Annotated in this window: 18 protein-coding genes and 1 riboswitch; of the genes, 8 read left to right on the forward strand and 10 right to left on the reverse strand. The window is 70.4% G+C overall.

What is annotated here, in order from left to right; all coding sequences use genetic code 11:
• Positions 1 to 2: 2 nt before the first annotated feature.
• The 3 genes from ACIQTP_RS24420 to recQ all read left to right on the forward strand — a co-directional run bounded on the left by ACIQTP_RS24420 (position 3) and on the right by recQ (position 5531).
• The gene (locus ACIQTP_RS24420) at positions 3 to 1574 is read left to right on the forward strand and encodes an NADH-quinone oxidoreductase subunit M (protein WP_403403012.1); all 1572 of its coding nucleotides are present in this window, start codon (positions 3 to 5) and stop codon (positions 1572 to 1574) included.
• A complete protein-coding gene (nuoN, locus tag ACIQTP_RS24425; protein WP_403403015.1) occupies positions 1571 to 3220 on the forward strand; it encodes an NADH-quinone oxidoreductase subunit NuoN in 1650 nt (549 codons plus the stop codon). Before ACIQTP_RS24420 ends, nuoN begins: the two co-directional genes overlap by 4 nt.
• A 319-nt stretch (positions 3221 to 3539) precedes the next feature.
• A complete protein-coding gene (gene recQ / locus ACIQTP_RS24430; protein WP_403403413.1) occupies positions 3540 to 5531 on the forward strand; it encodes a DNA helicase RecQ in 1992 nt (663 codons plus the stop codon).
• A 30-nt stretch (positions 5532 to 5561) separates the two neighbouring features.
• Here the strand turns inward: recQ and ACIQTP_RS24435 are convergent, their stop codons facing one another.
• The 7 genes from ACIQTP_RS24435 to fahA form a co-directional block, all read right to left on the reverse strand.
• Complete coding sequence (locus ACIQTP_RS24435) at positions 5562 to 8321, reverse strand: fumarate reductase/succinate dehydrogenase flavoprotein subunit (protein ID WP_403403018.1); 2760 nt, start codon at positions 8319 to 8321, stop codon at positions 5562 to 5564.
• Positions 8322 to 8332: 11 nt separating this feature from the next.
• Positions 8333 to 9139 (reverse strand): ABC transporter ATP-binding protein, encoded by an 807-nt coding sequence (locus ACIQTP_RS24440; protein WP_403403020.1) that lies wholly within the window; start codon positions 9137 to 9139, stop codon positions 8333 to 8335.
• Entirely contained in the window at positions 9123 to 9980 is an 858-nt protein-coding gene (locus ACIQTP_RS24445) for an ABC transporter permease (RefSeq protein ID WP_403403023.1), read from the reverse strand. The genes ACIQTP_RS24440 and ACIQTP_RS24445 overlap by 17 nt, the downstream gene beginning before the upstream one ends.
• Positions 9977 to 11326 carry an ABC transporter substrate-binding protein gene (locus ACIQTP_RS24450; protein WP_403403026.1) on the reverse strand — a complete coding sequence of 450 codons (1350 nt, stop codon included), beginning with the start codon at positions 11324 to 11326 and terminating at the stop codon, positions 9977 to 9979. Before ACIQTP_RS24450 ends, ACIQTP_RS24445 begins: the two co-directional genes overlap by 4 nt.
• A gap of 15 nt (positions 11327 to 11341) precedes the next feature.
• Positions 11342 to 11569, reverse strand: a complete 228-nt coding sequence (locus tag ACIQTP_RS24455) for a ferredoxin family protein (RefSeq protein WP_010986276.1) — start codon at positions 11567 to 11569, stop codon at positions 11342 to 11344.
• Positions 11570 to 11713: 144 nt separating this feature from the next.
• The gene (locus ACIQTP_RS24460; RefSeq protein ID WP_403403029.1) at positions 11714 to 12493 is read right to left on the reverse strand and encodes a GntR family transcriptional regulator; all 780 of its coding nucleotides are present in this window, start codon (positions 12491 to 12493) and stop codon (positions 11714 to 11716) included.
• A 433-nt stretch (positions 12494 to 12926) separates the two neighbouring features.
• Positions 12927 to 14150 (reverse strand): fumarylacetoacetase, encoded by a 1224-nt coding sequence (gene fahA, locus ACIQTP_RS24465; protein ID WP_403403032.1) that lies wholly within the window; start codon positions 14148 to 14150, stop codon positions 12927 to 12929.
• Positions 14151 to 14514: 364 nt separating this feature from the next.
• Between fahA and ACIQTP_RS24470 the strand changes: the two genes are divergently transcribed.
• The 3 genes from ACIQTP_RS24470 to ACIQTP_RS24480 all read left to right on the forward strand — a co-directional run bounded on the left by ACIQTP_RS24470 (position 14515) and on the right by ACIQTP_RS24480 (position 18245).
• The gene (locus ACIQTP_RS24470) at positions 14515 to 15765 is read left to right on the forward strand and encodes an ATP-grasp domain-containing protein (protein ID WP_403403035.1); all 1251 of its coding nucleotides are present in this window, start codon (positions 14515 to 14517) and stop codon (positions 15763 to 15765) included.
• 27 nt (positions 15766 to 15792) lie between these two features.
• Positions 15793 to 16995: an FAD-dependent oxidoreductase gene (locus tag ACIQTP_RS24475; RefSeq protein WP_403403038.1), complete on the forward strand. Its 1203-nt coding sequence runs from the start codon at positions 15793 to 15795 to the stop codon at positions 16993 to 16995.
• 302 nt (positions 16996 to 17297) lie between these two features.
• Positions 17298 to 18245 (forward strand): HAD family hydrolase, encoded by a 948-nt coding sequence (locus ACIQTP_RS24480; protein ID WP_403403041.1) that lies wholly within the window; start codon positions 17298 to 17300, stop codon positions 18243 to 18245.
• On the opposite strand, the gene ACIQTP_RS24485 is transcribed toward ACIQTP_RS24480, so the two are convergent.
• The 3 genes from ACIQTP_RS24485 to ACIQTP_RS24495 all read right to left on the reverse strand — a co-directional run bounded on the left by ACIQTP_RS24485 (position 18239) and on the right by ACIQTP_RS24495 (position 21935).
• On the reverse strand, positions 18239 to 18931 hold the full coding sequence (locus tag ACIQTP_RS24485; protein ID WP_403403044.1) for a transglycosylase SLT domain-containing protein: 693 nt from the start codon (positions 18929 to 18931) through the stop codon (positions 18239 to 18241). The genes ACIQTP_RS24480 and ACIQTP_RS24485 overlap by 7 nt on opposite strands.
• A gap of 4 nt (positions 18932 to 18935) precedes the next feature.
• A riboswitch (cyclic di-AMP (ydaO/yuaA leader) is annotated at positions 18936 to 19097 on the reverse strand.
• 269 nt (positions 19098 to 19366) lie between these two features.
• The gene (locus ACIQTP_RS24490) at positions 19367 to 19690 is read right to left on the reverse strand and encodes a hypothetical protein (protein ID WP_403403046.1); all 324 of its coding nucleotides are present in this window, start codon (positions 19688 to 19690) and stop codon (positions 19367 to 19369) included.
• Positions 19674 to 21935 carry a CocE/NonD family hydrolase gene (locus ACIQTP_RS24495; protein WP_403403416.1) on the reverse strand — a complete coding sequence of 754 codons (2262 nt, stop codon included), beginning with the start codon at positions 21933 to 21935 and terminating at the stop codon, positions 19674 to 19676. Before ACIQTP_RS24495 ends, ACIQTP_RS24490 begins: the two co-directional genes overlap by 17 nt.
• 356 nt (positions 21936 to 22291) lie before the next feature.
• On the opposite strand from ACIQTP_RS24495, the gene ACIQTP_RS24500 reads away from it, so the two are divergent.
• Together ACIQTP_RS24500 and ACIQTP_RS24505 are read left to right on the forward strand one after the other, a co-directional pair.
• Positions 22292 to 23302 carry a polyprenyl synthetase family protein gene (locus ACIQTP_RS24500; protein WP_403403049.1) on the forward strand — a complete coding sequence of 337 codons (1011 nt, stop codon included), beginning with the start codon at positions 22292 to 22294 and terminating at the stop codon, positions 23300 to 23302.
• 221 nt (positions 23303 to 23523) lie between these two features.
• Positions 23524 to 24528 (forward strand): CHRD domain-containing protein, encoded by a 1005-nt coding sequence (locus ACIQTP_RS24505; RefSeq protein ID WP_403403051.1) that lies wholly within the window; start codon positions 23524 to 23526, stop codon positions 24526 to 24528.
• Positions 24529 to 24693: the final 165 nt, after the last annotated feature.

Here is a 24693-nt window from a genome sequence, read left to right on the forward strand (position 1 = left end):
CGATGTCCTTTCCTCTGCTGACAGCGACGGCGGCGCTCCCGGCGATCGGGGCGATCGCCACGGCCGCCGTGCCGGCCGCGCAACGCGTCGCCGCCAAGTGGCTGGCGCTGCTCGTCTCGCTCGCTACGCTCGTCCTGGCCGCGATCGTGCTCGTACGCTTCGATCCCGGCGGCGACCGCTACCAGCTCACCGAATCCCACGCCTGGATCAAGGACTTCGGGGTGCGCTACGAGCTGGGCGTGGACGGCATCGGGGTGGCGCTCGTCGCGCTGACCGCGCTGCTGATCCCGTTCGTGATCCTGGCGGGCTGGCACGACGCCGACCCGCAGGAGACGGGGAACAGGCGCTGGCGGCCGACCCAGGGCTTCTTCGCCCTGATCCTGGCCGTCGAGGCGATGGTGATCATCTCCTTCGAGGCCACCGACGTCTTCCTCTTCTACATCTTCTTCGAAGCCATGCTGATCCCGATGTACTTCCTCATCGGCGGCTTCGGGGACCGTGCCCACGAGCACGGGGACGACGCGGCGGCGACCCAACGCTCTTACGCCGCGGTGAAGTTCCTCCTTTACAACCTGGTCGGCGGTCTGATCATGCTGGCCGCCGTCATCGGCCTCTACGTAGTGGCCGGAAACTTCTCGCTCCAGGAGATCGTGCAGGCCCGCGCCAACGGCTCGCTGCACATGGCGACCAGCACGGAGCGGTGGCTGTTCCTCGGCTTCTTCTTCGCGTTCGCGGTGAAGGCGCCGCTGTGGCCGCTGCACACCTGGCTGCCCAACGCCATGGGAGAGGCCACGGCGCCGGTCGCGGTACTGATCACGGCGGTGGTCGACAAGGTCGGCACCTTCGCGATGCTCCGCTACTGCCTCCAGCTCTTCCCGGAGGCGAGCAAGTGGGCGACGCCGGTCATCCTCGTCCTCGCCCTCATCAGCATCATCTACGGGGCGCTGCTCGCGGTCGGCCAGCGGGACATCAAGCGGCTGGTGGCGTACGCGTCGATCTCGCACTTCGGGTTCATCATCCTGGGCATCTTCGCGATGACCAGCCAGGGCCAGTCGGGCGCGACGCTCTACATGGTCAACCACGGGATCTCGACCGCCGCCCTGATGCTGGTGGCGGGCTTCCTGATCTCGCGGCGCGGTTCGCGTCTGATCGCCGACTACGGAGGGGTGCAGAAAGTCGCCCCGGTGCTCGCGGGCACCTTCCTGATCGGCGGCCTCGCGACCCTCTCGCTCCCCGGGCTCGCGCCCTTCGTGAGTGAATTCCTGGTCCTGGTGGGCGCGTTCGAGCGCTACCCGGCCGTCGGCATCGTCGCCACCTTCGGCATCGTCCTCGCCGCGCTCTACACACTCGTCCTCTATCAGCGGACGATGACGGGCCCGGTGAAGGCGGAGGTCGCCAAGATGCCCGACCTCAGGGTGCGTGAGCTCCTGGTGGTCGCCCCGCTGATCGCCCTGCTGATCTTCCTGGGCGTCTATCCGAAGCCGGTCACCGACATCGTCAACCCGGCGGTCCAGCAGACCATGTCCGACGTCCATAAGACGGACCCCAAGCCCGAGGTGGAGGCGGCCAAGTGAGCACAGCAGCTGTCCACAGCCTGTGGACAACCGCGGCCGGACCGATCTCCAAGATCGACGCGCCGAAGATCGAATACGGGCAATTGTCGCCCACCCTGATCGTGATCGGGGCGGCGCTCGTAGGGGTGCTCGTCGAGGCCTTCGTGCCGCGCAAGGCCCGCTACTACGCGCAGGTGTTCCTGTCCGTCGTCGCGCTCGCCGCCGCCTTCGCCGCGGTGATCGCACTGGCGGCGGGCGGATACGGCACCACGAAGGCGCACATCGCGGCCATGGGCGCGATCGCCGTCGACGGACCTTCCCTGTTCCTGCAGGGCACGATCCTGCTGGCGGGCATCCTCGGTGTCTTCACCTTCGCCGAGCGACGGCTCGACCCGGAGGCGCACGGCAACCGCGTCGACTCGTTCGCCGCGCAGGCCGCCTCCGTGCCCGGCAGCGACAGCGAGAAGGCCGCGGTGAAGGCCGGGTTCACCACCACCGAGGTGTTCCCGCTGCTGCTCTTCGCGATCGGCGGCATGCTGGTCTTCCCGTCGGCCAACGACCTGCTGACACTGTTCATCGCGCTGGAAGTCTTCTCGCTGCCCCTCTATCTGCTGTGCGCCGTGGCCCGCCGCAAGCGGCTCATGTCGCAGGAGGCCGCGGTCAAGTACTTCCTGCTCGGCGCCTTCGCCTCCGCGTTCACCCTCTTCGGCATCGCCCTGCTCTACGGCTACGCGGGCTCCGTGTCGTACGCGAAGATCGCGCAGGTCGTGGACGGCACGATCCCGAACGTCGACCCGGCGCTCGCCGGCACCATGGGCAACGACGTGCTGCTGCTCATCGGCGCCGCGATGGTCGTCATGGGCCTGCTCTTCAAGGTCGGCGCGGTGCCGTTCCACATGTGGACCCCCGACGTCTACCAGGGCGCGCCGACACCGGTCACCGGCTTCATGGCCGCGGCGACGAAGGTGGCCGCCTTCGGGGCGCTGCTGCGACTGCTGTACGTCGTCCTGCCGGGGCTGCGCTGGGACTGGCGGCCGGTCATGTGGGCCGTCGCGATCGTCACCATGCTGGGCGGTGCGATCGTCGCGATCACCCAGACCGACATCAAGCGGCTCCTGGCGTACTCGTCCATCGCGCACGCCGGATTCATCCTCGCGGGCGTCATCGCGACCTCGCCGGACGGCGTCTCGTCGGTCCTCTTCTACCTGGGCGCGTACTCGTTCGTGACGATCGGGGCCTTCGCGGTCGTGACCCTGGTCAGGGACGCGGGTGGCGAGGCCACGCACCTGTCCAAGTGGGCGGGCCTCGGACGCCGCTCACCGCTGGTCGCGGCCGTCTTCGCGGTCTTCCTGCTGGCGTTCGCGGGTATCCCGCTGACCTCCGGCTTCGCCGGGAAGTTCGCCGTCTTCAAGGCGGCGGCGGAGGGCGGCGCGGGCGCGCTGGTCGTGGTCGGTGTGATCTCGTCGGCGATCGCGGCGTTCTTCTACATCCGTGTGATCGTGCTCATGTTCTTCAGCGAGCCCCGGCCGGAGGGACCGACGGTCGCCGTGCCCTCGCCGCTGACCATGACGGCGATCGGGTTCGGCGTGGCGGTCACGCTGGTGCTCGGTGTGGCGCCGCAGTACTTCCTGAACCTGGCGAGCCAGGCGGGAGTCTTCGTCCGCTGAACCACGCACGGGCCGGGCCCCGCTTCCTCCTCGTGAGGGAGCGGGGCCCGAGCTGTGATCAGCGCATCGCGTGTCCGGTCTGAGCCGCCTGGCCCGGACGGACCGGGCACGTGCGTTCCCGGCTGGAGAGGCGTCGCCATGTGAGTGGGGCCAGCGGATTGAACGCGCGCAGGGCGCGCCGTGCGGGGGAGCGAGGCCGGCCGGACGCGAGTGCGTAGGGAAGCCGATCGGTCGCAGCCTGTGGATAACTCTCGGGCTGTCGGCGCGGACCCCTATCGTGGACGCAGTGGTCGAGGCGCGACGTACGGGGGACAGGACGATGGGCGGGACGGGTGTGATGACCGAAGCGGACGCGACGGAGACGCTGGGAGAGAGCGAGGCGCTGGCCACGCTCCACCGGGTCTTCGGGTACGACGCCTTCCGCGGCGAGCAGGAAGCGATCATCGAGCACGTGGTGGCGGGCGGTGACGCCGTCGTCCTGATGCCGACGGGTGGCGGCAAGTCGCTCTGCTACCAGATTCCGGCCCTGGTCAGACCGGGTACGGGAGTCGTGGTCTCCCCCCTCATCGCGCTGATGCAGGATCAGGTGGACGCGTTGCGCGCGCTGGGCGTGCGCGCCGGGTTCATGAACTCCACGCAGGACTTCGACGAGCGGCGCGTGGTGGAGGCCGAGTTCCTGTCAGGGGAGCTCGACGTGCTCTACCTCGCTCCGGAGCGGCTGCGCCTGGAGACCACGCTGGACCTGCTGTCACGCGGGAAGATCTCCGTCTTCGCGATCGACGAGGCGCACTGCGTGGCCCAGTGGGGCCACGACTTCCGCCCCGACTATCTGGCGCTCTCACTGCTCGGCGAGCGCTGGCCGGACGTCCCGCGCATCGCGCTCACGGCCACGGCCACCCGCGCGACGCACAAGGAGATCACCCAGCGCCTGGCCATGCCGACCGCCCGCCACTTCGAGGCGAGCTTCGACCGTCCCAACATCCAGTACCGGATCGTCCCGAAGGCCGACCCCAAGAAGCAGCTGCTGTCCTTCCTGCGCGACGAGCACGCGGGCGACGCGGGCATCGTGTACTGCCTCTCGCGCAACTCGGTCGAGAAGACGGCCGAGTTCCTCTCCCGCAACGGCGTCGAGGCGGTGCCGTACCACGCGGGTCTGGACGCGGGCACCCGCGCCACCCACCAGTCGCGCTTCCTGCGCGAAGAGGGCCTGGTCGTGGTCGCCACCATCGCCTTCGGCATGGGTATCGACAAGCCGGACGTGCGGTTCGTCGCCCACCTCGACCTGCCCAAGTCGGTCGAGGGCTACTACCAGGAGACGGGACGCGCGGGCCGTGACGGACTGCCCTCCACGGCATGGATGGCCTACGGGCTTCAGGACGTCGTCCAGCAGCGCAAGATGATCCAGGGCTCGGAGGGCGACGAGGCGTTCCGCCGCCGGGCCGCCGCTCACCTGGACTCGATGCTGGCCCTGTGCGAGACGGTCCAGTGCCGGCGCTCCCAGCTCCTCGCCTACTTCGGCCAGGACCCGCACACCCCGGCATGCGGCAACTGCGACACGTGCCTCGCACCGCCCGAGACCTCGGACGGCACGGTCGTGGCACAGAAGCTGCTGTCCACGGTGGTACGGCTGCAGCGCGAGCGCGGCCAGAAGTTCGGCGCCGGTCAGATCATCGACATCCTGCTGGGGCGGCGCACCGCCAAGGTGATCCAGTTCGATCACGACCAGCTGTCCGTGTTCGGCATCGGTGAGGAGCTCGCCGAGTCCGAATGGCGCGGCGTGGCGAGGCAGTTGCTGGCGCAAGGCCTGCTCGCGGTCGAGGGCGAGTACGGGACGCTGGTGCTGACCGAGGAGAGCGGGACGGTGCTGCGGCGCGAGCGCGAGGTGCCGCTCCGCAAGGAGCCGCCGAAGCCCACCGTCTCCCGCTCGTCGTCCTCCTCGTCCTCGCGGGGCGATCGCAAGGCCAAGGCCGCCGCGGCCGACCTGCCCCAGGAGCTCGTCCCCGCCTTCGAGGCCCTGCGCTCCTGGCGCGCCGAGCAGGCCAAGGAACAAGGCGTCCCGGCGTACGTCATCTTCCACGACGCCACGCTCCGGGAGATCGCCACGGTGTGGCCCACCTCGGTCGAAGGCCTCGGCGGCATCAGCGGGGTGGGCGAGAAGAAGCTCGCGACGTACGGAGAGGGCGTGATCGGAGTGCTCGCCTCCCTGAGCGGCGGCGCCCCCGCAGCAGCGCCGGCTCCCGCGGCCGCTGAGGCACCGGACCCGGACTGGCCCGAGATGGACGCGGAACCGGAGCCGGAGGACTGGATATAGGGCGCCCCGGCCCCCTGCCCGACCCTGTGGTCACAGGGCCCGTGACGCGTACGCCCTGACATCCGCGTCGGAGTCCGCCGTGGCCGTGGCCAGGGCCGCGCGGGCGCCCTCGTCGATCGCGGAGTGCCGTACGAGGGCCAGGACCGCCGCCTTGCGGACGTCGGCGTTCGGGTCTTCCAGGGCCCGGGCGAGCGCCGGGACGGCGACCGCGGCCGCCGCGGCGGACAGGGCGGTCGCGGCGCCGGAGCGCACCTGCCAGGCGGGGTCGGCCTGGACGGCGACGGCACGCGCGGCCAGGGACGCCGGGCAGCCGGTGACGGCCAGCGTCGCGAAGGACGCTGCCCGGACCAGGGCGTCCGGGTCGGTCGTGAGCCGGTCGAGGGTGCCCTCGACGAGCCTGCCCGGGGTCACGTTGGCGAGGGCCTTGGCCACCGTGACGCGGACCTCGCGGGACGAGTCGGCCGCGGCCCGGCTCAGGGGCTCCGCGGCGTCGACGGAGACCAGCGCGCGCACGGCCTCGACGCGGACGGCGGTTTCGGGATCGGCGAGGGCGTCCGCGAACAGATCCGCGTCGCCCAGGCGCAGCGCGCGCAGGACGTCCAGGGCGGCGGCGCGTACGACGGGATCGTCCTCGGTGAGGGCGGCGGCGAGGCCCTCGCGCAGGTCCGGCTCGGCCGGCAGGGTCTCCACCAGCTCACGCAGCGAGGCCGCGGCGGTGGCCCGTACGTCGCCGTGCGGGTCCCGGAGTGCGGCGGCGAGGGCGGGTCCGGTACCGGGCGGCACGGTCTCGGTGAGGACGTCGACGGCCGAGCGTCGGACAGCGGGGGACGGGTCGTCCAAGTAGGGCAGCACTGCGGTGAGTTGGGGCTCCTGTTCCGTGAGGGCGAGGAGTTCGAGGAGGCGGGGCGAGGTGCAGGCGCCGGTGTGGTCGAGTCCCCTGCCGTCGGGATCGCTGGCAGGGACCGGGACGGAAGGGGGCACCGAGGCCACCGGCGCGGCGTCCCGTGCCCCCGCCGTGGCGACCCCCTCCGGGTGGACCTCGCCGAGGTGTCGGGAGGGACCGCCCGTCGGGGCGAAATCGGGAACCGGGACGAGATAGGGGGCCACGGGACGGGCCGTGAACTCCATGGAGCCGGAGGGGGACTTGTGCAGGTCGAGGTGGTGGAACCAGGAGGCGTCGTCGCGCGCAGGATGGTCCGTGCGGTCGTGGTACAGGCCCCAGCGGGACTCCGTGCGGGCCAGGGAGGCGCGGGCCGCCATCTCCGCGCAGTCGCGGATGAACGTGACCTCGGCGCACCGCATCAGCTCGTGCGGAGTGCGGGCACCCATCTCCGCGATGTCCGTGCGCATCCGCTCGAACGCCTCCAGGGCGAGGGAGAGCCGGGCGCCGGACTTTGGCGGCGCCACGTAGTCGTTCACGAAGCGGCGGAGTTTGTACTCGACCTGGGACTGCGGGGGCCCGTCCGGATGGTGCAGCGGGCGGTAGATCAGTTCGTGCGCGTCGCTCAGCTGATCCTGCGGCAACTCGCCCTCGTAGGGCTTGTACTGGGCGGCGTCCGCTCCCGCGAGGTCGCCGAAGACGAACGCGCCGATCATGTAGTTGTGGGGGACACAGGCCAGGTCCCCGGCGGCGTACAGGCGCGGCACGGTCGTACGGGCGTGGTCGTCGACCCGTACGCCCGAAGCGGAGTGGCCGCCGCACAGGCCGATCTCGGAGATGTGCATCTCGATGTCATGGGTGCGGTAGTCGTGCCCGCGACCGGCGTGGAAGGTACCGCGCGTGGGGCGTTCGGTGGTGTGCAGAATGGACTCGAGGGCGCTGATCGACTCCTCGGGGAGATGGCTGAGCTTGAGGTACACCGGGCCCCGGTCCGAGGCGATCTCGGCGGCGAACTCGGCCATCATCTGGCCCGACCAGTAGTCGGAGTCGACGAAGCGTTCGCCGTGCCGGTTGACCTGGTAGCCGCCGAAGGGGTTGGCGACGTAGGCGCAGGCGGGACCGTTGTAGTCCTTGATCAGCGGATTGATCTGGAAGCACTCGATGCCGGTGAGTTCGGCGCCGGCGTGGTAGGCCATGGCGTAGCCGTCACCGGCGTTGGTGGGGTTCTCGTACGTGCCGTAGAGATAGCCGGAGGCGGGCAGGCCGAGGCGGCCGCAGGCGCCGGTCGCGAGGATCACCGCCCCGGCACGTACGGAGACGAACCGCCCTGTGCGGGTGTTGAAGCCCGCGGCACCCACCGCACGCCCCTTCGCCGTGAGGACCCGTACCGGCATCACCCGGTTCTCGATGCGGATGCGCTCGCGCATCTCGCGGCGCCGCAACTGCCGGTAGAGGACCTTCTTGACGTCCTTGCCCTCGGGCATCGGCAGCACGTACGAGCCGGAGCGATGCACCTGGCGGACGGCGTACTCACCGTGCTCGTCCTTCTCGAACTTCACGCCGTACGACTCCAGGCGCCGCACCATCGCGAAGCCGCGGGTCGCGGTCTGGCGGACGGTGGACTGGTCGACGATGCCGTCGTTGGCGCGGGTGATCTCGGCGACGTAGTCGTCGGGTTCGGCGCGGCCGGGGATGACCGCGTTGTTGACGCCGTCCATGCCCATGGCGAGAGCGCCGGAGTGGCGGACGTGCGCCTTCTCCAGGAGGAGGACGTCGGCCCCGTGCTCGGCGGCGGTGAGTGCCGCCATGGTGCCGGCCGTGCCGCCGCCGATGACGAGGACGTCGCAGGACAGCTCTTCGGCGTCCGCGAGCGCGGGGATCTCCACGAGGGTGTCCACGGGGGTGTCCACGAGGTTGCCTTTCAGGTACTGAGGGACGTGAGGACCTCGCGGCGCAGGGCGAGCCGCGCCGGGTCGTCGAGTGCGGATCGCTCACGCGGACGCGGTACTTCACGTACGGAGAGAAGCCGGCCGGGGCTGCCGGGACCGCCGTCGTCGGCCGGGTGCCCGGAGCCGAGGAGTGCGACCCGGTCGCCCAGGAACAGCGCCTCGTCCACGTCATGGGTGACGAAGACGACGGTCGCTCCGGTGCCGTGCAGTACCTCGACGAGGAGGTCCTGCATGCCGGCGCGGGTCTGGGCGTCGAGGGCACCGAAGGGTTCGTCCATGAGGACGGCGCGGGGTGCTCCGGCGAGGGCGCGGGCGAGCTGGACGCGCTGGCGCTGGCCGCCGGAGACGCGGTGCGGCAACTGCCGTTCCCGGTCGGCGAGTCCGACGCGGGCGAGCCAGACCGAGGCCTGCGCGCGCCGCTCGGTGCGGGACGAGCCCTTGATGGCCAGCGGAAGTTCGACGTTGGCGCGCAGGGTGCGCCAGGGAAGAAGGGCGTCCTCCTGGAAGACGAGCGCCCGGTCGGCACCGGGGCCCACCAGGGGGCGACCGTCCTGGGCGAGGGTTCCGGCGAGTACGGGCAGCAACCCGGCGAGGGTGCGCAGGAAGGTCGACTTCCCGCAGCCGGAGGGGCCGACGACGGTGAGGATCTCGCCGGGAGTGATGTCCAGGTCGACGCCTTCGAGGACGGGGGCGCCGGGACGGCCGAGCGAGGCGCGTGTGAGGGCCAGCCGGGTGCCGCGCGCGGCGACGGGCGTTCCGGTCTCAGACGAGGTGCTCATCGCGCACCCCCTCCTCCCGGACAGGCTCCGGGACGGACGAGATTGGGCCGGGGGCCTTGCGCAGGCGCACCCCGGCGACGTACTCGGTGCGTGGCAGCCAGCGGGTGAGCCACCGCCCCACGCGCTCGACGGCGGTGGAGGTGACCCAGCCCAGCACACCGATCGTGACCATGCCGACGAAGACACCGGGATAGTCGACGACGGTGTAGTCCTGCCAGGTGCGGTAGCCGACGCCGTACTGGCCGGAGATCATCTCGGCGGAGATCACACAGATCCACGAGACGCCGATGCCGACCGAGAGACCGCCGAAGATCCCGGGGAGGGCGCCGGGCAGGACGACCGAGCCGAGGACCCGCCATCGGCCGCCGCCCATGGTGCGCACCGCCTCCTCCCACACGGGGGCCAGGGCCCGAACCGCGTGCCGGGTGGAGACCAGGACCGGGAAGAAGGCGGCGGCGCAGGTGATGAAGACGATGCCCTGTTCGTTGTCGGGGAAGAGGAGGATCGCCACGGGGACGAGCGCGATCGCGGGGATCGGCCTGACCACCTCCACCAGCGGGCCGAGCAGGTCCTCGGCGAGGCGCGAGCGGGCGACGAGCACGCCCGTGGCCACCCCCAGGACGGCCGCCAGCAGGAAGCCGGTGAGGATCCGGGTGAGGCTGTCGGTGAGGTCCGTCCAGTAGTCGTGGCCGCCGAGGCGGTCACCGAAGGCACGGGCCACGTCGGCGACGGTGGGGAACTGCGAGAAGCGCAGCCAGAGGTCGACGTTCAGGCTGGTCAGCAGCTGCCAGGCGGTCAGGGCCGCGGCGAGCGACGCGGCCCTGACGAGATACCGGGTCATGACGCCCGCTCCAGCGCCGAGACGTACGAGATCGTGCGCGCGCCCTGGTGGGCGGCGAGGTACGCCTGGGCGGTCGCCGCCGTGACGAAGGGGCGCAGGTCGCCGCCGTCGGCCACCCACACCGCCCGGTCGGCGAACCACAGAGTGCCGGTCGCGGCGTCGGGGACGTACGCGGCGCGGACGGTGTCGCGGTGGGAGGACACGTAGTGGAGGAGAGAGGAGGGGGAGGTGAAGGTGCGGGTCGAGGAGGCGCCCTTGGGCCACACCTCGCTCGCGGCCGGTGGAGGTGACGCGGCGAGCTGATCGGTGTACGCGGTCGGGCCGAGGGCGCGCTTCACGTACTGGTCGTCGACGAAGGCGTCCACGTCGACGTCGCCCACGAGCCTCGCCGACTTCAGGACGGAGACGTCCTTCTTCAGCGCGGAGATCAGCTGGGGCTTGAGGGCCGGGTCGAAGGTGGCGACGCCGTGAGCGCCGTTGTAGAGGTAGACGACCTCAGCGGGCAGATCGGTCGCCTTCGCGACCTTCTGGGCGGCGGCCAGGGGCTGGTCGTGCAGGTAGGCCGTCGCCTCCGACTGGGCCCTGAGGAAGGCCTCCAGCACGGCCGGGCGCTTCTTCGCGAAGTCCTCGCGTGCGGTGACGCCGTGGAAGGTCGGCAGATCGAGTGCGGCGCCGTCGTACAGGGCCTTGGCCTTGCCCTGGAAGGCGAGCAGGCCGGGCCAGGCGACGAACTGCGAGAGCGCGTCGGTGCTGCCCGCGGCGAGGGCCGAAGCGCCCACCGCGGGCTGCTGGTTGAGTTTCTGGATGCCCTTGTCCGGGTCGATTCCGGCGCGCCGCAGGGCGCGTACGAGGGTGCCGTCGGCCGCCGAACCGATGCTGGTCGACACCTTCTTGCCGCGCAGGTCGCCGAGGGTGGCGAGCTTCGAGTCCGGTGCCGTGACGATGGTGTTGAGGCCGCCTCGGAGGTTGTAGCCGGTGACGGATACGAGGCGGGTGGGGCGGCCGAGCTGTTTGCCGCGGGCCGCGTTGATCAGCAGCGGGAAGTCGCCCATCGAGCCGATGTCGATCTTCCCGGCGGTCATCTGGGCGGTGATCGGTGCGCCGGTCGCGTAGTCCTGCCAGTTCACCTTGTACGTCGTGCCGTCTCCGAGGGCGCTGAGCTCCTTCTCGAAGTAGCCGAGGGAACGAAGCAGGGTTCCCGCCGTGACGGTGTTGATGGTCTTGGACTGGTAGCCGACCGTGATGGTGACCGTGGAGCCGGCGCTGGTCGTGGCGCCGCTGCCGCAGGCGGTGAGAGGAAGTACGAGGGCGGCCGTGGCGAGGGCGGTGAGTGCCTTGGTTTTCATGGGAGTCCGGTCCTCTCACCGGAGGAGGTAGGGCATGTTGACCGTGACGGCCCCGGTGGGGCAGCGGGCCGCGCAGGGGCCGCAGTACCAGCACTCGTCGACGTGCATGTACGCCTTGCCGTTGCTCTCGTCGATGGCGAGGGAGTCCAGCGGGCACATGTCCACGCAGAGCGTGCAGCCGTCGATGCACTTCGACTCGTCGATGGTCACGGGCACGTCGGCCCGCTGGGGCGCCAAGGGCATGGCTGTCTCCAGAAAAGTCGTGCGTGGGATGAACCGGAAGGGCCCTTCGAAACGATGAAGGGGTGAAGGGGCGTGGTGGTGCAGGGGCGGTGCGGTGAGGAAGGGAGAGGAAGGGAGGTGACGGCGACGTGGTGAAGAGAGGCGTCAGAGCACGCGGCGAAGCCGGCCGCTCATCGTGATGCGGTCGCCGCGGAAGCGGATGAACTCCAGGTCCACGGGGCGGCCGTCGGCGAGGTGAGTGAGCCGCTCCAGCATGAGGACGGCCGCACCGCGGGGCGCTTGCAGGACGGCCGCCGAGTGCGCGTCGGAGTTGACCGCCTCCAGGGTGATCTCGGCGTGCCCCAGCGGCTGGCCGGCGATGGCTTCCAGGAGACGGAAGACATCGGTGTTCTCCAGGTCGGCGCCGAGCAGAGCGGTGCCCAGGTCGAGCGGGATGTAGGTGAGGTCGAGGGAGAGGGGGAGTCCGTCGAGGCGGCGGAGTCGTTCGATGTAGAGGACGTCGGCGCCGGGGGCGATACGGAGGCGGTCGGCCACGGGGGTGGGCGCGGCCACGGGGCCGACCGTGCGGACCTCGTTGGTGACGTGGCCGTGTTCGCGCAGGGTCTCCGCGAGTCCCATCAGCCGGTCGAGTCCGTGCGGGTACTTCTGGGCGACGACGACCGTGCCGACGCCGGGGAGGCGGTCCACCAGGCCTTCCGCGCGGAGCAGGCCGAGGGCCTGGCGGACGGTGTTGCGCGAGGTGCGGTAGTCGGTGCCGAGGGCGGCTTCGTGCGGCAGGGTGCCGTCCGGGAAGCCGCCGGTCAGCACCTGGTGGCGGAGCAGGTCGGCGAGTTGCCTCGCCCGGTCCGCGCGCAGCCGACGCCGGTGGGCGGCGACGGTGGTCGCGCCGGGGCCGGCGTGCTCTCGGATGCGTTCGGTGGGCATGCGACGGACCATACCGACGGGGTGCGGGTGGTGGTGTTGCCGGAGTGTTGCGCCACCTGCCGACGGTGAGAGCCGGGGGTTGGCCTGCGGTTTTGGTCGGGAGGAGGGGAGATCTGCCACCCGTGGCGGCGCGGTGTGGGGGCGGGGGTGGTGGCGCGGGGCGCGGGGGCGTGGGGCCGGCGGGGTAGGGTTTTCGCCCCCGCCGCCCCTACCCGTCCCATCCCAGGGGCTCCGCCCCTTCGACCCCCTGGGGACTTCCCTCCCCGGGGGACCACCACGGGGCTTCGCCCCCGTACCCCGCCGGGGCTGCGTGCTCGGGGCATCGCGGGTCTGCTGCCTCCGCATCCCGGGGCCGTGTGCCCTCGGGACGTCGCGGGGCTTCGCCCCCGTACCCCGCCGGGGTTTGCGGTCCCCGGACCATTCCGGGCCGGAGTCAGGAGGGGTTGGGTGCCGGGGTGATGCGGCCCGTCACTTCGCCCAGCCCCACCCGCGTGCCGCCGGGGCCCGGGGCCCAGGCCGTCAGGGTGACCTCGTCGCCGTCCTCCAGGAAGGCCCGCTTGCCGTCGGGGAGGTCGAGGGTGTCGCGGCCGTTCCAGGTGAGTTCCAGGAGGGAGCCGCGCTCGTGCTCGGAGGGGCCGCTGACCGTTCCCGAACCGTACAGGTCGCCGGTGCGCAGGGAGGCTCCGTTGACCGTCATGTGGGCCAGTTGCTGGGCGGCCGTCCAGTACATGGTGGAGAAGGGGGGTTCGGAGACGACGTGGCCGTTGACGGCGACGGAGATACGGAGGTCGTAGCCGCCGGGCTCGTCCTCGGTGTCGTCCAGGTAGGGGAGGAGGGGGTGCGTGCGGGCCGGGGGTGCGACCCGTGCGTCGTCCAGTGCGTCGAGCGGGGTGATCCAGGCCGATACCGAGGTGGCGAAGGACTTGCCGAGGAAGGGGCCGAGAGGGACGTACTCCCAGGCCTGGATGTCGCGCGCCGACCAGTCGTTGAGGAGGCAGAGGCCGAAGACGTGGTCGCGGAACGAGGAGAGGGGGACGGGCGTGCCCCTGGTCGAGGGTGCGCCGACCACGAAGCCGACCTCCGCCTCGATGTCGAGCCGGACGGAGGGGCCGAAGACGGGGGCGGTGTCGGAAGGAGCCTTGCGCTGGCCCGAGGGGCGGACCACCTCCGTGCCCGACACCACGACCGTGCCGGAGCGGCCGTGGTAACCGATCGGCAGGTGCTTCCAGTTGGGGGTGAGGGAGTCGGTGGCGTCGGGGCGGAAGATCTGTCCGACGTTCCGGGCATGGTTCTCGGAGGCGTAGAAGTCGACGTAGTCCGCGACCTCGAAGGGGAGGTGCAGGGTCACCTCGGAGAGGGGGTGCAGGAAGGCTGCGATGGTCTCCCGGTGGGCGGGGACCGTCACCCAGGCGGTGAGTGCGCGGCGTACGTCGGACCAGGCCGTGCGGCCGGCGGCGAGCAGCGGGTTCAGGGTGGGCTGCGCGAGCAGTTCGGCGTACGGGGAGCCGAGTGCCCGGGCGGTCGCTCCCGCGTCGAGGACGTGGTCGCCGAGCCGGACGCCGACGCTCCGCTCGGACGCTCCGGCCCGGGAGAAGACGCCGTAGGGGAGGTTGTGCGGGCCGAAGGGATCGCCCTCGGGGACGTCGAAGGGGGGCATCGGGTGGTGCCTCGCTTTCGTGGTCGTGCGCGCTGTGTGATCCGTGTGACTGTCTTGCCGTGTGATCCGCGCGGTGCAGGTGTGGGTGTTTCACGTGTTCCGGGTGGTCGCGGCACAGGTTACGGGGGAGTGACGTGCTGTGGCAGTGCCCAGAGAGTCGCCGTGAGTCGCCGCGAGTTGTCCCGAGTCGCAGGGGCGGTACCCGAGGAGTTGCCTCGACAGTGCCTAAAGAGTTCGCAATGTCCGAATAGGCCTTGTCGGACGCGGTAATTCCGGCTTAGCGTCCTTTGGGGACATGGACGGGGTGGGTCCGGTCCGTAGGGGGGGACACGTGGGGGGACCCGTGGCCAGGAGTGTCGGTGGCGTGCCGGTCGACGCCGATCGGAACGTTCCGGGCCTGATCGTGAAGTTTGGCGACTATCCGCTGCACCACGGCGGTGTGGGCGCCATCCGGAGTCTGGGCCGCCTCGGCATACCCATGTACGCGATCACCGAGGACCGTTACACGCCTGCCGCGGCCTCACGCTATCTGCGCCGTGCCTTCGTCTGGCCGACGACTGGGACGGAGGAGCCGGAGCGTCTCGTCGAGGGGCTGCTGCGGATCGGGGCCCGCATCGGGCGGCCGACGGTGCTCGTCCCGACGGACGAGGAGGCGGCCGTCCTGATCGCCGAGCACCAGGAGGAGTTGGGGGAGCGGTTCCTCTTTCCCCGGGTGGACGCCAAACTGCCCCGGCGCCTCGCCAGCAAGCAGGGCCTGCACGAACTCTGTGCGGAACACGGCATCCCCAGTCCGGCGGCGGCCTTTCCACAGTCGTACGACGAGATCGTGGCGTTCGCCGAGAGCGCCCGGTTTCCGATCGTCGCCAAGAACCGTGAGGCGTTCGTACGCCGCAGTCAGCCGGCGGTGAACGGGACGACGAGGATCCCGACCCGGGAGGGACTGCTGTCACTCGCCCGGGACTGGGGCGATCAGCCGGGCGTGATCCTCCAGGAGTACCTGCCCAGGGAGGAGGCGGAGGACTGGATCGTGCACGCCTACTTCGACGCGGACTCGACGCCGCTCGCGATGTTCACGGGTGTGAAGGTCCGCTCCTGGCCGCCGCACGCGGGAATGACGGCGAACGCGTACGTCGTCGACAATCCTGAACTCGCCGACCTCGCCGCGCGTTTCATCAAACAGATCGGCTTCAGCGGCGTCATCGACCTCGACCTGCGCTTCGACCGGCGCGACGGACAGTACAAACTCCTCGACTTCAACCCCCGGATGGGCGCGCAGTTCCGGCTCTTCGAGAACGAGTCGGGGATCGACGTCGTCCGTGCCATGCACCTCGACCTGACCGGGCGCACCGTTCCCGAAGGGGAACAGCGGGCCGGTCACCGGTACATCGTGGAGAACATCGACCTGCCGGCCCTGCTCGCCTACCGGCGCAGTGGCTACACGACCCCGCACGCGCCGGCTCGCGCGAGCGGTACGGAGCTGGCCTGGCTCGCGGGTGACGACCTGCGGCCGTTCTTCACGATGCTCGCGCGCTTCGTGCGGCCGGGCGCGAAGCATCTGTATCAGCTGTGGCGGACCAACCGCCGTGGCAGCAGTACCAGTACGACCGCGAAGTGACGAAAGTACGTCCTGGGGAGGGACTTCGTGATTCATCCGGTAGCAGTCATCGGTGCCGGTCCGTTCGGCCTGTCCACCGCCGCTCATCTGCGGGCGCGCGGCGTACCGGTGCGCGTGTTCGGCGAGCCCATGGTGAGCTGGCGTGACCACATGCCCGAGGGGATGCTCCTCAAGTCGACCCCGGCCGCGTCCAGCCTCGACGCCCCGCAGCCCGGCCACACGATCGCCGACTACTGCGACGCGGCGGGGATCCGCCGGCTCGTCACGGACGAGGACATCATTCCGGTCGAGACGTTCATCGCGTACGGCGAGTGGTTCCAGCAGAAGCTGGTGCCCGAGCTGGAGCGGGTGCGGGTCGTGTCCGTCGACCGCCGGGGCGGCGAGGGCTTCGAACTCAAGCTGGACTCGGGGGAGTCGTTCACGGCGCGGGCGGTCGTCGTGGCCACGGGACTGTACGGACTCGCTCATCTGCCGCCCGAGCTCGGCGGCGCGGCGGCGGACGGACCCACACCCACCGGCCCCGTCTCGCACAGCTCCCAGCACCACGACCTCGCCCGGTTCTCCGGCAAGGAACTGATCGTCGTCGGCGCGGGCCAGTCCGCGCTGGAGACGGCGGCGCTCGCGGCGGAGGCGGGCGCGCGGGTGCGGGTGGTGTCCCGGGGGCGGGGCAGGGTCGCCTTCGGCGCGCCGCCCTGGAAGCAGCCGAGGCTGCGTCCCGAGTCGCCCTTCGGACGCGCCTGGTCCCTGTGGGCGCTCAGCTACTACCCGCACCCCTACCGCTATCTGCCCGCCGAGGCCCGGCACCACCTGGTCCGCCGGGTGCTCGGTCCCCTCGGGGCGTGGTGGCTGCGCGACCGCTTCGAGGGCAAGGTCGAGGTCAGCGAGGTCTCCGGGATCGTTCGCGCCGATGTCTCCGACGGGCGTCCGGTCCTCTCCGTGCGGACCCCGGGCGGCCGGGCCGAGGAGCTCTCCGCCGACCATGTCATCGCTGCGACCGGCTATCGCGTCGACATCGCCGCGATGGACTTCCTGGGACACGAGTTGCGTACGGCGCTCGCGGTGAGCCGCGGCACTCCCAAGCTCGGTGCCGGGTACCGCTCCTCGGTGCCCGGGCTGTACTTCACGGGGTTGCCGGCGGCGGCTTCGTACGGGCCGGTGATGCGCTTCGTGTGCGGTACGGAGTTCGCTTCGCCGCGGCTGGCCAAGCACTTGGCGGGCGCGCACGGGTGAGGTGGCGGGGTCCGTAGGGCCGGAGGGGACGGTGGCTGGTGGGCCACACGGCGGGTCGGGTCCAACCCGCCGTGTCGGAGCTCGTGTTGGGTTCAGACGGCCACAGTCACCGCAGCCGCGTCATCCTCTGGAGTGACATTCCGCTCGGAGTCTTTTCGTACCGCCCGCTTCGGTGGGCGGCGCGGAAGTGCACTTTGTACGCCCGGTACGCCCCGTACGGTGAACGGCGTTGCTGACGGGATACCGGACGTCGTCCGGTTCACGCCGGGCCGATGAGTCGTTCGATCCGTATTCTTCGGATCATGGCCGCTCCGACTGCATATTCACTTATCGCCACTGACCTGGACGGAACGCTGCTCCGCGGCGACGACACCCTCTCCGACCGGTCCCGGGCCGCGTTGGCGAGGGTGGCCGAGGCGGGCGCCCGGCACCTGGTCGTGACGGGGCGCCCGGCGCCGAGAGTTCGACCGCTGCTCGACGAACTCGGCGGCGCGGGACTGGCGGTGTGCGGGCAGGGGGCGCAGCTGTACGACGCGGCGGCGGACCGCCTGCTGTGGTCGGTGACCCTGGACAGGGAACTCGCCGAGACCGCGCTCGGCAAGATCGAGGCGGAGGTCGGGCTGCTCTACGCCGCGGTGGACCAGGACGGCGTGGACGGGCTGACGCTCATCGAGCCGGGATACGTGATGCCGCATCCGACGCTTCCGGCGGTACGGGTGCACCGCCGCGACGACCTGTGGACGGAGCCGATCAGCAAGGTGTTGCTCCGTCACCCGTCGCTGTCCGACGACGAGTTGGCCTCGGCGGCCCGGGGTGTGGTGGGCTCGCTGGCCACCGTCACCATGTCGGGGCCCGGGACCGTCGAACTCCAGCCATGCGGCGTGACCAAGGCGACCGGTCTGGCACTCGCCGCCGCTCACCTCGGTCTCACTCCCGCCGCCACCATCGCCTTCGGTGACATGCCCAACGACATCCCCATGTTCGACTGGGCCGCGCAGGGGGTCGCCATGGCCAACGCCCATCCGGAGCTGAAGGCGATGGCCGACGAGGTGACGCTGTCGAACGAGGACGACGGGATCGCGGTGGTGCTGGAGCGGTTGTTCCCGGGCCGGTCGGACCGGTTCCGGGAGTCCGGAGAGCCGCGTGGGTCCCGGCAGCCGTCCGAGTCTCTTCGACCCCATCAGCCCCGTCAGCCCCGGCAGTCGTACCAGCCCTACCGGCCCAACCAGCCCCACCAGTCCTATCAGTAGGGCCCGTTGACGTTGTCGATCGAGCCGTACTTCGCCGCCGCGTAGTTACAGGCCGCCGTGATGTTCGCGACCGGGTCGTAGGGGTTCATCGACGTGCCCGGCACGTGGTAGGCCTTGAACGTCGGGTCGATGACCTGGAGGAGGCCCTTGGAAGGTATGCCGGCCTTTGCGTTGGAGTCCCAGTTGTTGATGGCCAGGGGGTTTCCGGAGGACTCGCGCATGACGTTGCGGTGGATGCCGTTGTAGGTGCCGGGGATCTTGGCGCGGGCCATGATGTCCAGCGAGTGCTTGATCCATCCGTCGAGGTTGTTCGCGTACGTCTTCGCAGGGGCCTTGGCGGTGGGCGCCGGGGTCGCCTTGGTGGTGCTTTTGATGGTTCTGGTGCCCACGGTCAGCGTGAGGCCCGGGCGGAGCGTCGTCGGGTCGGGGCCGATGACCGCGCGGTTGGCGGCGTACAGCTTCGCCGCGCCGCCGCTCGTGGGGTTCTTCTGCGCGATCTTGGCCAGGGTGTCGCCCGCGACCACCTTGTACGTGATGAGCTGGACGTCGGTGGTGGTGGCGGCCTGTGCGCAGGTCGCGCTCATGATCGGAAGGGCGAGCGCGACTCCGCCCATTCCCGCGGCGAGGATGCCCCGAGTGAGGATGCTGCGGGTCTTGAAGCTGTGGCGTTTGCCTCGTGCGGACATGGCGAATTCCTCTCCGGTGCCTGCGAGGTGAGCTGTCGGGTTCGGGCGGGAGCTGCCCGGCCGCACGGTGTGTGCGACTTCACCCCTAGCCGTTCCGGTGTCCGGATCGGCGGCTTACCTGGGTCCCCCGCTCCTGCCGTGCGTGTGTGGGTGGCTGGGTTATTCCGGTCGGCGGCAGGATTGGGCGGTCCGTCCGGATCGACGTGAACGTATGCGAGAGCACATGTCCGGAACAAGCCCTCATTTCCCGGTGTAGATCGCTTTCACCTGGCAAAAATGAGGGGGAAAATGCCCGATTAATCCGGAACGTGACGCTCAACTTGCCTTATGCAAAGGGGAAGTCGTCAAGATGGGATAAAGAGTCCACCCCGCATGCGCGTGACCCAATTCACGCGACCAAGTAGAAATAAAGCGGCACTGGCGGCAAAACGGACATCAGGAGTCGAGCGTCCAGGCCGATGAGCCCGCGGGCGGAGCCGGGCGTACCTCCCACACGGACAGGTCCGTGTCGGGGTCGTCGTCGGGGAGCCGGCCCGCGTTGGGCTTGAAGTAGAGGCCGTAGGCCCAGTATTCGGGGAGTTCGTGGCACATCAGGTCCGGATAAGGCCCGAACTCCTGCCCCGCGTAAGCCCTGTTGATCCTCGCCACCGCTTCGGCCCGGGGGATCCCGAAGCGTGTGACCATCTCGTCGGCCATCTCGCGGAAGTACGCGAGCATCCCCTCGTCCAGGGCCATCAGGAACTCACCGGTCCGCGCCATGCTCCTCAGGGTTGCCCATGGCGCCGTCGGGACTCCAGTCCGCCGTCCGGGGGATTCTCCTCTCCCACGTCCGATGGAAGACCACCTCGTCGCCGTCCTTGCAGATCAGCTCGTTCGAGGTGATGAACTCCCGGGCGTCGCAGCTGAGTTCGGAGCGTGTCTCGACCCGGGCGTCCCAAGGCAGCTCCGGCCGGTGCAGACGGATCGACCTCGTCGAGCGGATACGGGCGGAGAGCGGGTCCGACTCGCCGATGGTGTACGTGTCCAGGGCTTCCTCCGTGCATTCGAGGCCGTCCGGGTGGACACGGGTGCCGTCCCGGCGGGGGTCGACCTCCGAACGCCACTCGCCCCTCGCCACGTCACGGGCGACCAGGCGTTCGGGGCGGGGTTCGTCGAGGGTGGCGGGGGACGTCACTCCCAGGGGTTCGGACTGCTCCGGCTCCTCGAAGGTGATCCCCGGGTCGGACTCCCGCGCTCGCACCGGAAGTTCGAGGCAGCTGCCCGCCGGGTCCAGGATGAATCCCGCCGCCGAACCCGGCTGGGGCCAGATCCACGGCCAGTAGGCGGAGGACAGGGAGAGCCGGATGCGATGGCCGGGCGGGAACGCGTAGCCGATGGCGGTCAGGTCGAAAACCACGTCCTCCGTAGAGCCCGGATTCCAGGAGACCGCCTGGTCGGGGCCATAGCGCGCTGACAGGTTCAGAGCACCCCGGGTCACCAGCGTCGAGGAACCGTCGGCAGCGACGTCGCAGACCCGGGCGATCACCTGGCCCCAGGGGGAGCGGGACGTCAGACGCAGGCGGACCCTGGGGCGCCCCAGGACCCAGGTCTCCCCCGGAACCTCGAACTCGAAGCAGGCCGACCTCGCGTCCTCCTCCCGCTGGTTCGGCGGCAGGTCGGCGTCGTTCCCGACGGGGCGGAAACGGCCCGCGTCCACACCCGTGTGCTGAGGGGAGCGCACCAGCACCGGTGCGCCCCGCAGCGCGTACGCGATCGGGGTCACGGAGGGGGAGGGCCAGGCCGCGTCGCCCACCCAGCGACCGGGGAGGGACGGGTACGTCGTCGCCGGCGGGTGTGCGGCCATGACGTAGGAGCGCAGGAGGGGCTGCGCCATCACGTCGCGGTTGTTCACGACGGGGTCCGGATCGTTGTCCTCGCCGGGGTCCGGAGCGACGGTCGCGCCGGGGTCCGGACGGGCGGTCGCGCCGGGGCCCCGATCAGCGGTCCCGGCGGGGCTGGGGTTGTTGATCACACCGGGGTCGGGATTGCCGGTCACACCGAGGTCGGGATTGCCGATCACGTCTGGATCGGGCTCGGGGACCGTATCGGCCGGCCTGAGCCAGTGGTCCCACCACCTCAGCGTCTCCTGGAGGAAGCCGATCGCCGGGCCCGGCGGCAGGCCCCGGTCCGGGTACTGGTGGCACCAGGGGCCGATCAGGCCGCGCACGCGGTCGGCGGGAAGGCTCTCGACCAGCCGCAGCACCGTGTCGCGGTACGGGTCGTGCCAGCCGCCCACCGCAAGCACGGCGGCCCGGATCCCTCCGTATCCCCCGTCCTCGCGCACGCCGGCGTGGCGCCAGTACGCGTCCCGGGTCGGGTGGGACAGCCACGTATGGATGAACGGCTCCACCGTCTCCAGACGCTTCACCCACATGTCGCGCCACATCACCTGGCCCACGTGCGCCGGATCCGGCGGACGGGCGACATCGGCGAGTGCCGTGGCCGCCCGGGCGTGCGTCTCGACGGCGAGGACGGAACCTCCCATGCGGTGCCCGTCGTTGTCATAGGGATCATCGCTCGAGCAGACCGTGACGATCGCCTTGAGCGGTTCGGGCGCGAGGGCCGCGATCCGGAGGGAGGTGAAGCCGCCCCGGGAGATGCCGAACATGCCCACCGCGCCGCTGCACCAGGGCTGGTCCGCCAGCCAGTGGATCACTTCCACCCCATCGGCCCGCTCGACCTCCCCGTACGGGTCCGTCGGCACCCCCTCCGAGTTGCCGTGACCGCGGGCATCCACCCGGACGGAGGCGTAGCCGTGGCCCGCGTACCAGGGGTGGCGCTGCCAGTCGCGTGGCGCGGTCCGGTCGGTGAGCCGGCCTGGGAGATATTCGAGGAGCGCGGGGACGGGCGTGTCGGTCAGCGGGCGCCACACGCGCGCGTGCAGGCGGGTGCCGTCCGGGAGAGGGATCCACAGATCCTCGTGAGTCGTCTCATGAGAGAAGGACGTACGGATGTGCATGCTCATCACGGTGTGCTTGGTGTGCTTGGTGTGCTTGGTGTTCTCAGTGTCTTCAGTGGCCTGTGGCACGTCCGGTCAGTCAATACGTCTGATATCGGGCTGTATCGACCGATCAAGAACATACCGCTCGTGATCCCGTACCGCCCGGCTGTGGGACTGTCTGCCGCCCGGGGGACATCGGGTGGCGGGGAGAGGGAAGTCGGGAGGAAGTCGGCAGTGGGGACGGTGGGCGCTCGTGGTGATCGAAACGTGACCGGATACGCTGACTTGAGTGATGGCAGCGACACATCGACAAACCGTGTCATCGACCGAATGATCGACCGAGTTCGCCATGTGATCGTCAGCAGACAGGAGAACCTCTCGTGACCGTCGTCGGGCCGTTCGGGCTGAGCGTGCGGGATCAGGCTCTCGAAGCCGATATCCAGGCCGGATTGACGGCTGTGGAGGAGGGCCTGCTCGAAGTCACCAAGAGCGAGGTCCCCTTCATCACAGAGGCCGCGCAGCACCTGCTGCGCGCCGGCGGGAAGCGGTTCCGTCCGCTGCTCGTGATGCTCGCCGCGCAGTTCGGTGACCCCTACGCGCCGGGTGTCGTGCCCTCGGCCGTGGTCGTCGAACTGACCCATCTCGCCACTCTGTACCACGACGACGTGATGGACGAGGCCGACGCGCGGCGCGGCGTGCCCAGCGCGAACACCCGCTGGGGCAACTCGCTCGCCGTGCTCACCGGCGACTTCCTCTTCGCGCGCGCGTCCCACACCCTGGCCGACCTCGGGCCCGAGGCCGTCCGTGTCCAGGCCGAGGCGTTCGAGCGGCTCGTCACCGGACAGATCCTGGAGACGGCGGGGCCGCGCGACGGGCGCGACCCGGTCGACCACTATCTCGACGTACTCAGCGGCAAGACCGGCTCGCTGGTCGCCGTGGCGTGCCGGTTCGGTGCGATGATGTCGGGCGCCGACGAGACGGTCGTGGACGTGCTGACGCAGTACGGGGAGCGGCTGGGCGTCGCCTTCCAGCTCGCGGACGACGTGCTGGACATCGCCTCCGACTCGCACGAGTCCGGGAAGACGCCGGGTACGGACCTGCGCGAGGGCATCGCCACGCTGCCGGTGCTGCGGCTGCGTGAGCGGGCGGAGCGGCTCGGTCTCGCCGAGGACATCGCGCTGTGCGAGCTGCTCGACTCCGACCTCACGGACGACGACCGGCACGCGGAGGCGCTGGCCCTGCTGCGGGCGCATCCCGCGCTGGAGCAGGCCCGCCGTGACACCGTGCGGTACGCGGAGGAGGCCCGCGCCGCGCTCGTTCCGCTCCCCGAGTGCGATGCGAAGGCCGCGCTCGTGGAGCTGGTGGACGCGGTGGTGCACCGGGCCGGATAGGTGCCCGGAGCGCGCCACTGGCGTACGGACGGAGCGAGCTACTGGCGTACGGCCTCCCCGGTACTGGCGTACACCCTTCCTGTTGTGACGCACGTCACATTGTTGGATTGAGTCCAGGGTAGGAATCGGTCCGTACTCCCGTACAGAAGCTGACGCAGGGGGCGTCAGCTGCATTACGGGGAGAAAAAAGAATCATGGAATCGAACGCCACGTTCAATGCCATGTCGGACACGCGTCGCAAGGGCCTTGTCCTGGCCGGTGTCGCGGTGCTGGCCGCGGCCGGTGTCGCCGCCGCCGTCGTCCCGGCGGTCGCAGCCGGTGGGGGTCACCACGGTGACCACAGCGGCATGAACCACTCGACGCCCGGCGACCGGACCATCGTCGCGCAGAGCGGAGTCGTCGGCGGCAGCGGCGGCACCATCCTCGCCACCAGCCTCCGCGGCGCCAACGAGGTGCCCGTCCAGGGCGGCCCCGCCGTCGGCGACAAGGACGGCGCGGCACTGGAGTTCATCAAGGTCAGGGGGGACAAGGTGTCCGTCGCCGTGACCTGGCGCGGTACCGGCAGGCCGACCATGCTCCACATCCACCAGGGCGCCAAGGGCGCCAACGGCGGCGTCAAGATCGACTTCACCGGGCTGCTCGACAGGATCAAGGGTCACCACGTGGTCGGCACCGTGAAGGTGAAGGACGCCGCCCTGCTGGAGCGGTTGAAGAACGACCCGGGTGCGTTCTACGCCAATCTGCACACCGCCGAGTTCCCGGGCGGGGCCGTCCGCGGCCAGCTCCACAAGGTCACCGGTTCCTTCGACTTCCGCGACGCCCTGGACAACTTCCAGGCGTCCGTGGTCAAGGGCAAGCAGATCTACGAGTGCAAGCCCGCCGAGGGCGGTGGCTACGCCTTCGCGCAGCGTGACGTCGCGGCGCTGCTCGGTGGCGGCATCGCGCACACGTTCGTGAAGCCCAGCTCCGGTACGCCGCAGTGGGTCGCGCCCGACCGCAGCGCGGTCACCGGAGCGGTGATCTCCAAGATTCCGAACGGCGACAAGAACATCGCCGAGCTGGACCTCAAGGCCACCCAGTCCGGCAAACACCGCGGTCTGCTGGCCGACACGCAGGAGATCCTGCGGCTCAACACCGTGGGCGGCGTCGCCCCGGCCGGGTCCTGCTCGCCGGGCGCGATCATGGGCGTGCCCTATCAGGCGGACTACGTGTTCGTGCAGCGCTGACGGGTACCGAGGCCCAGTGAGGCTCAGGCGGTGGTTTCCCAACCCCTACGGGTCGGGGGAGCCACCGCCTCCTCACGTCATACCGCAGGACTACGTGGAGTTGAGTCCGGGGTCTGACGCTTCTTGTCGGCCGATTTGGTCAGATTGAGAACACCACTCCTCACC

The organism is Streptomyces sp. NPDC090798, from assembly GCF_044768965.1.
Classification (GTDB): Bacteria; Actinomycetota; Actinomycetes; order Streptomycetales; family Streptomycetaceae; genus Streptomyces.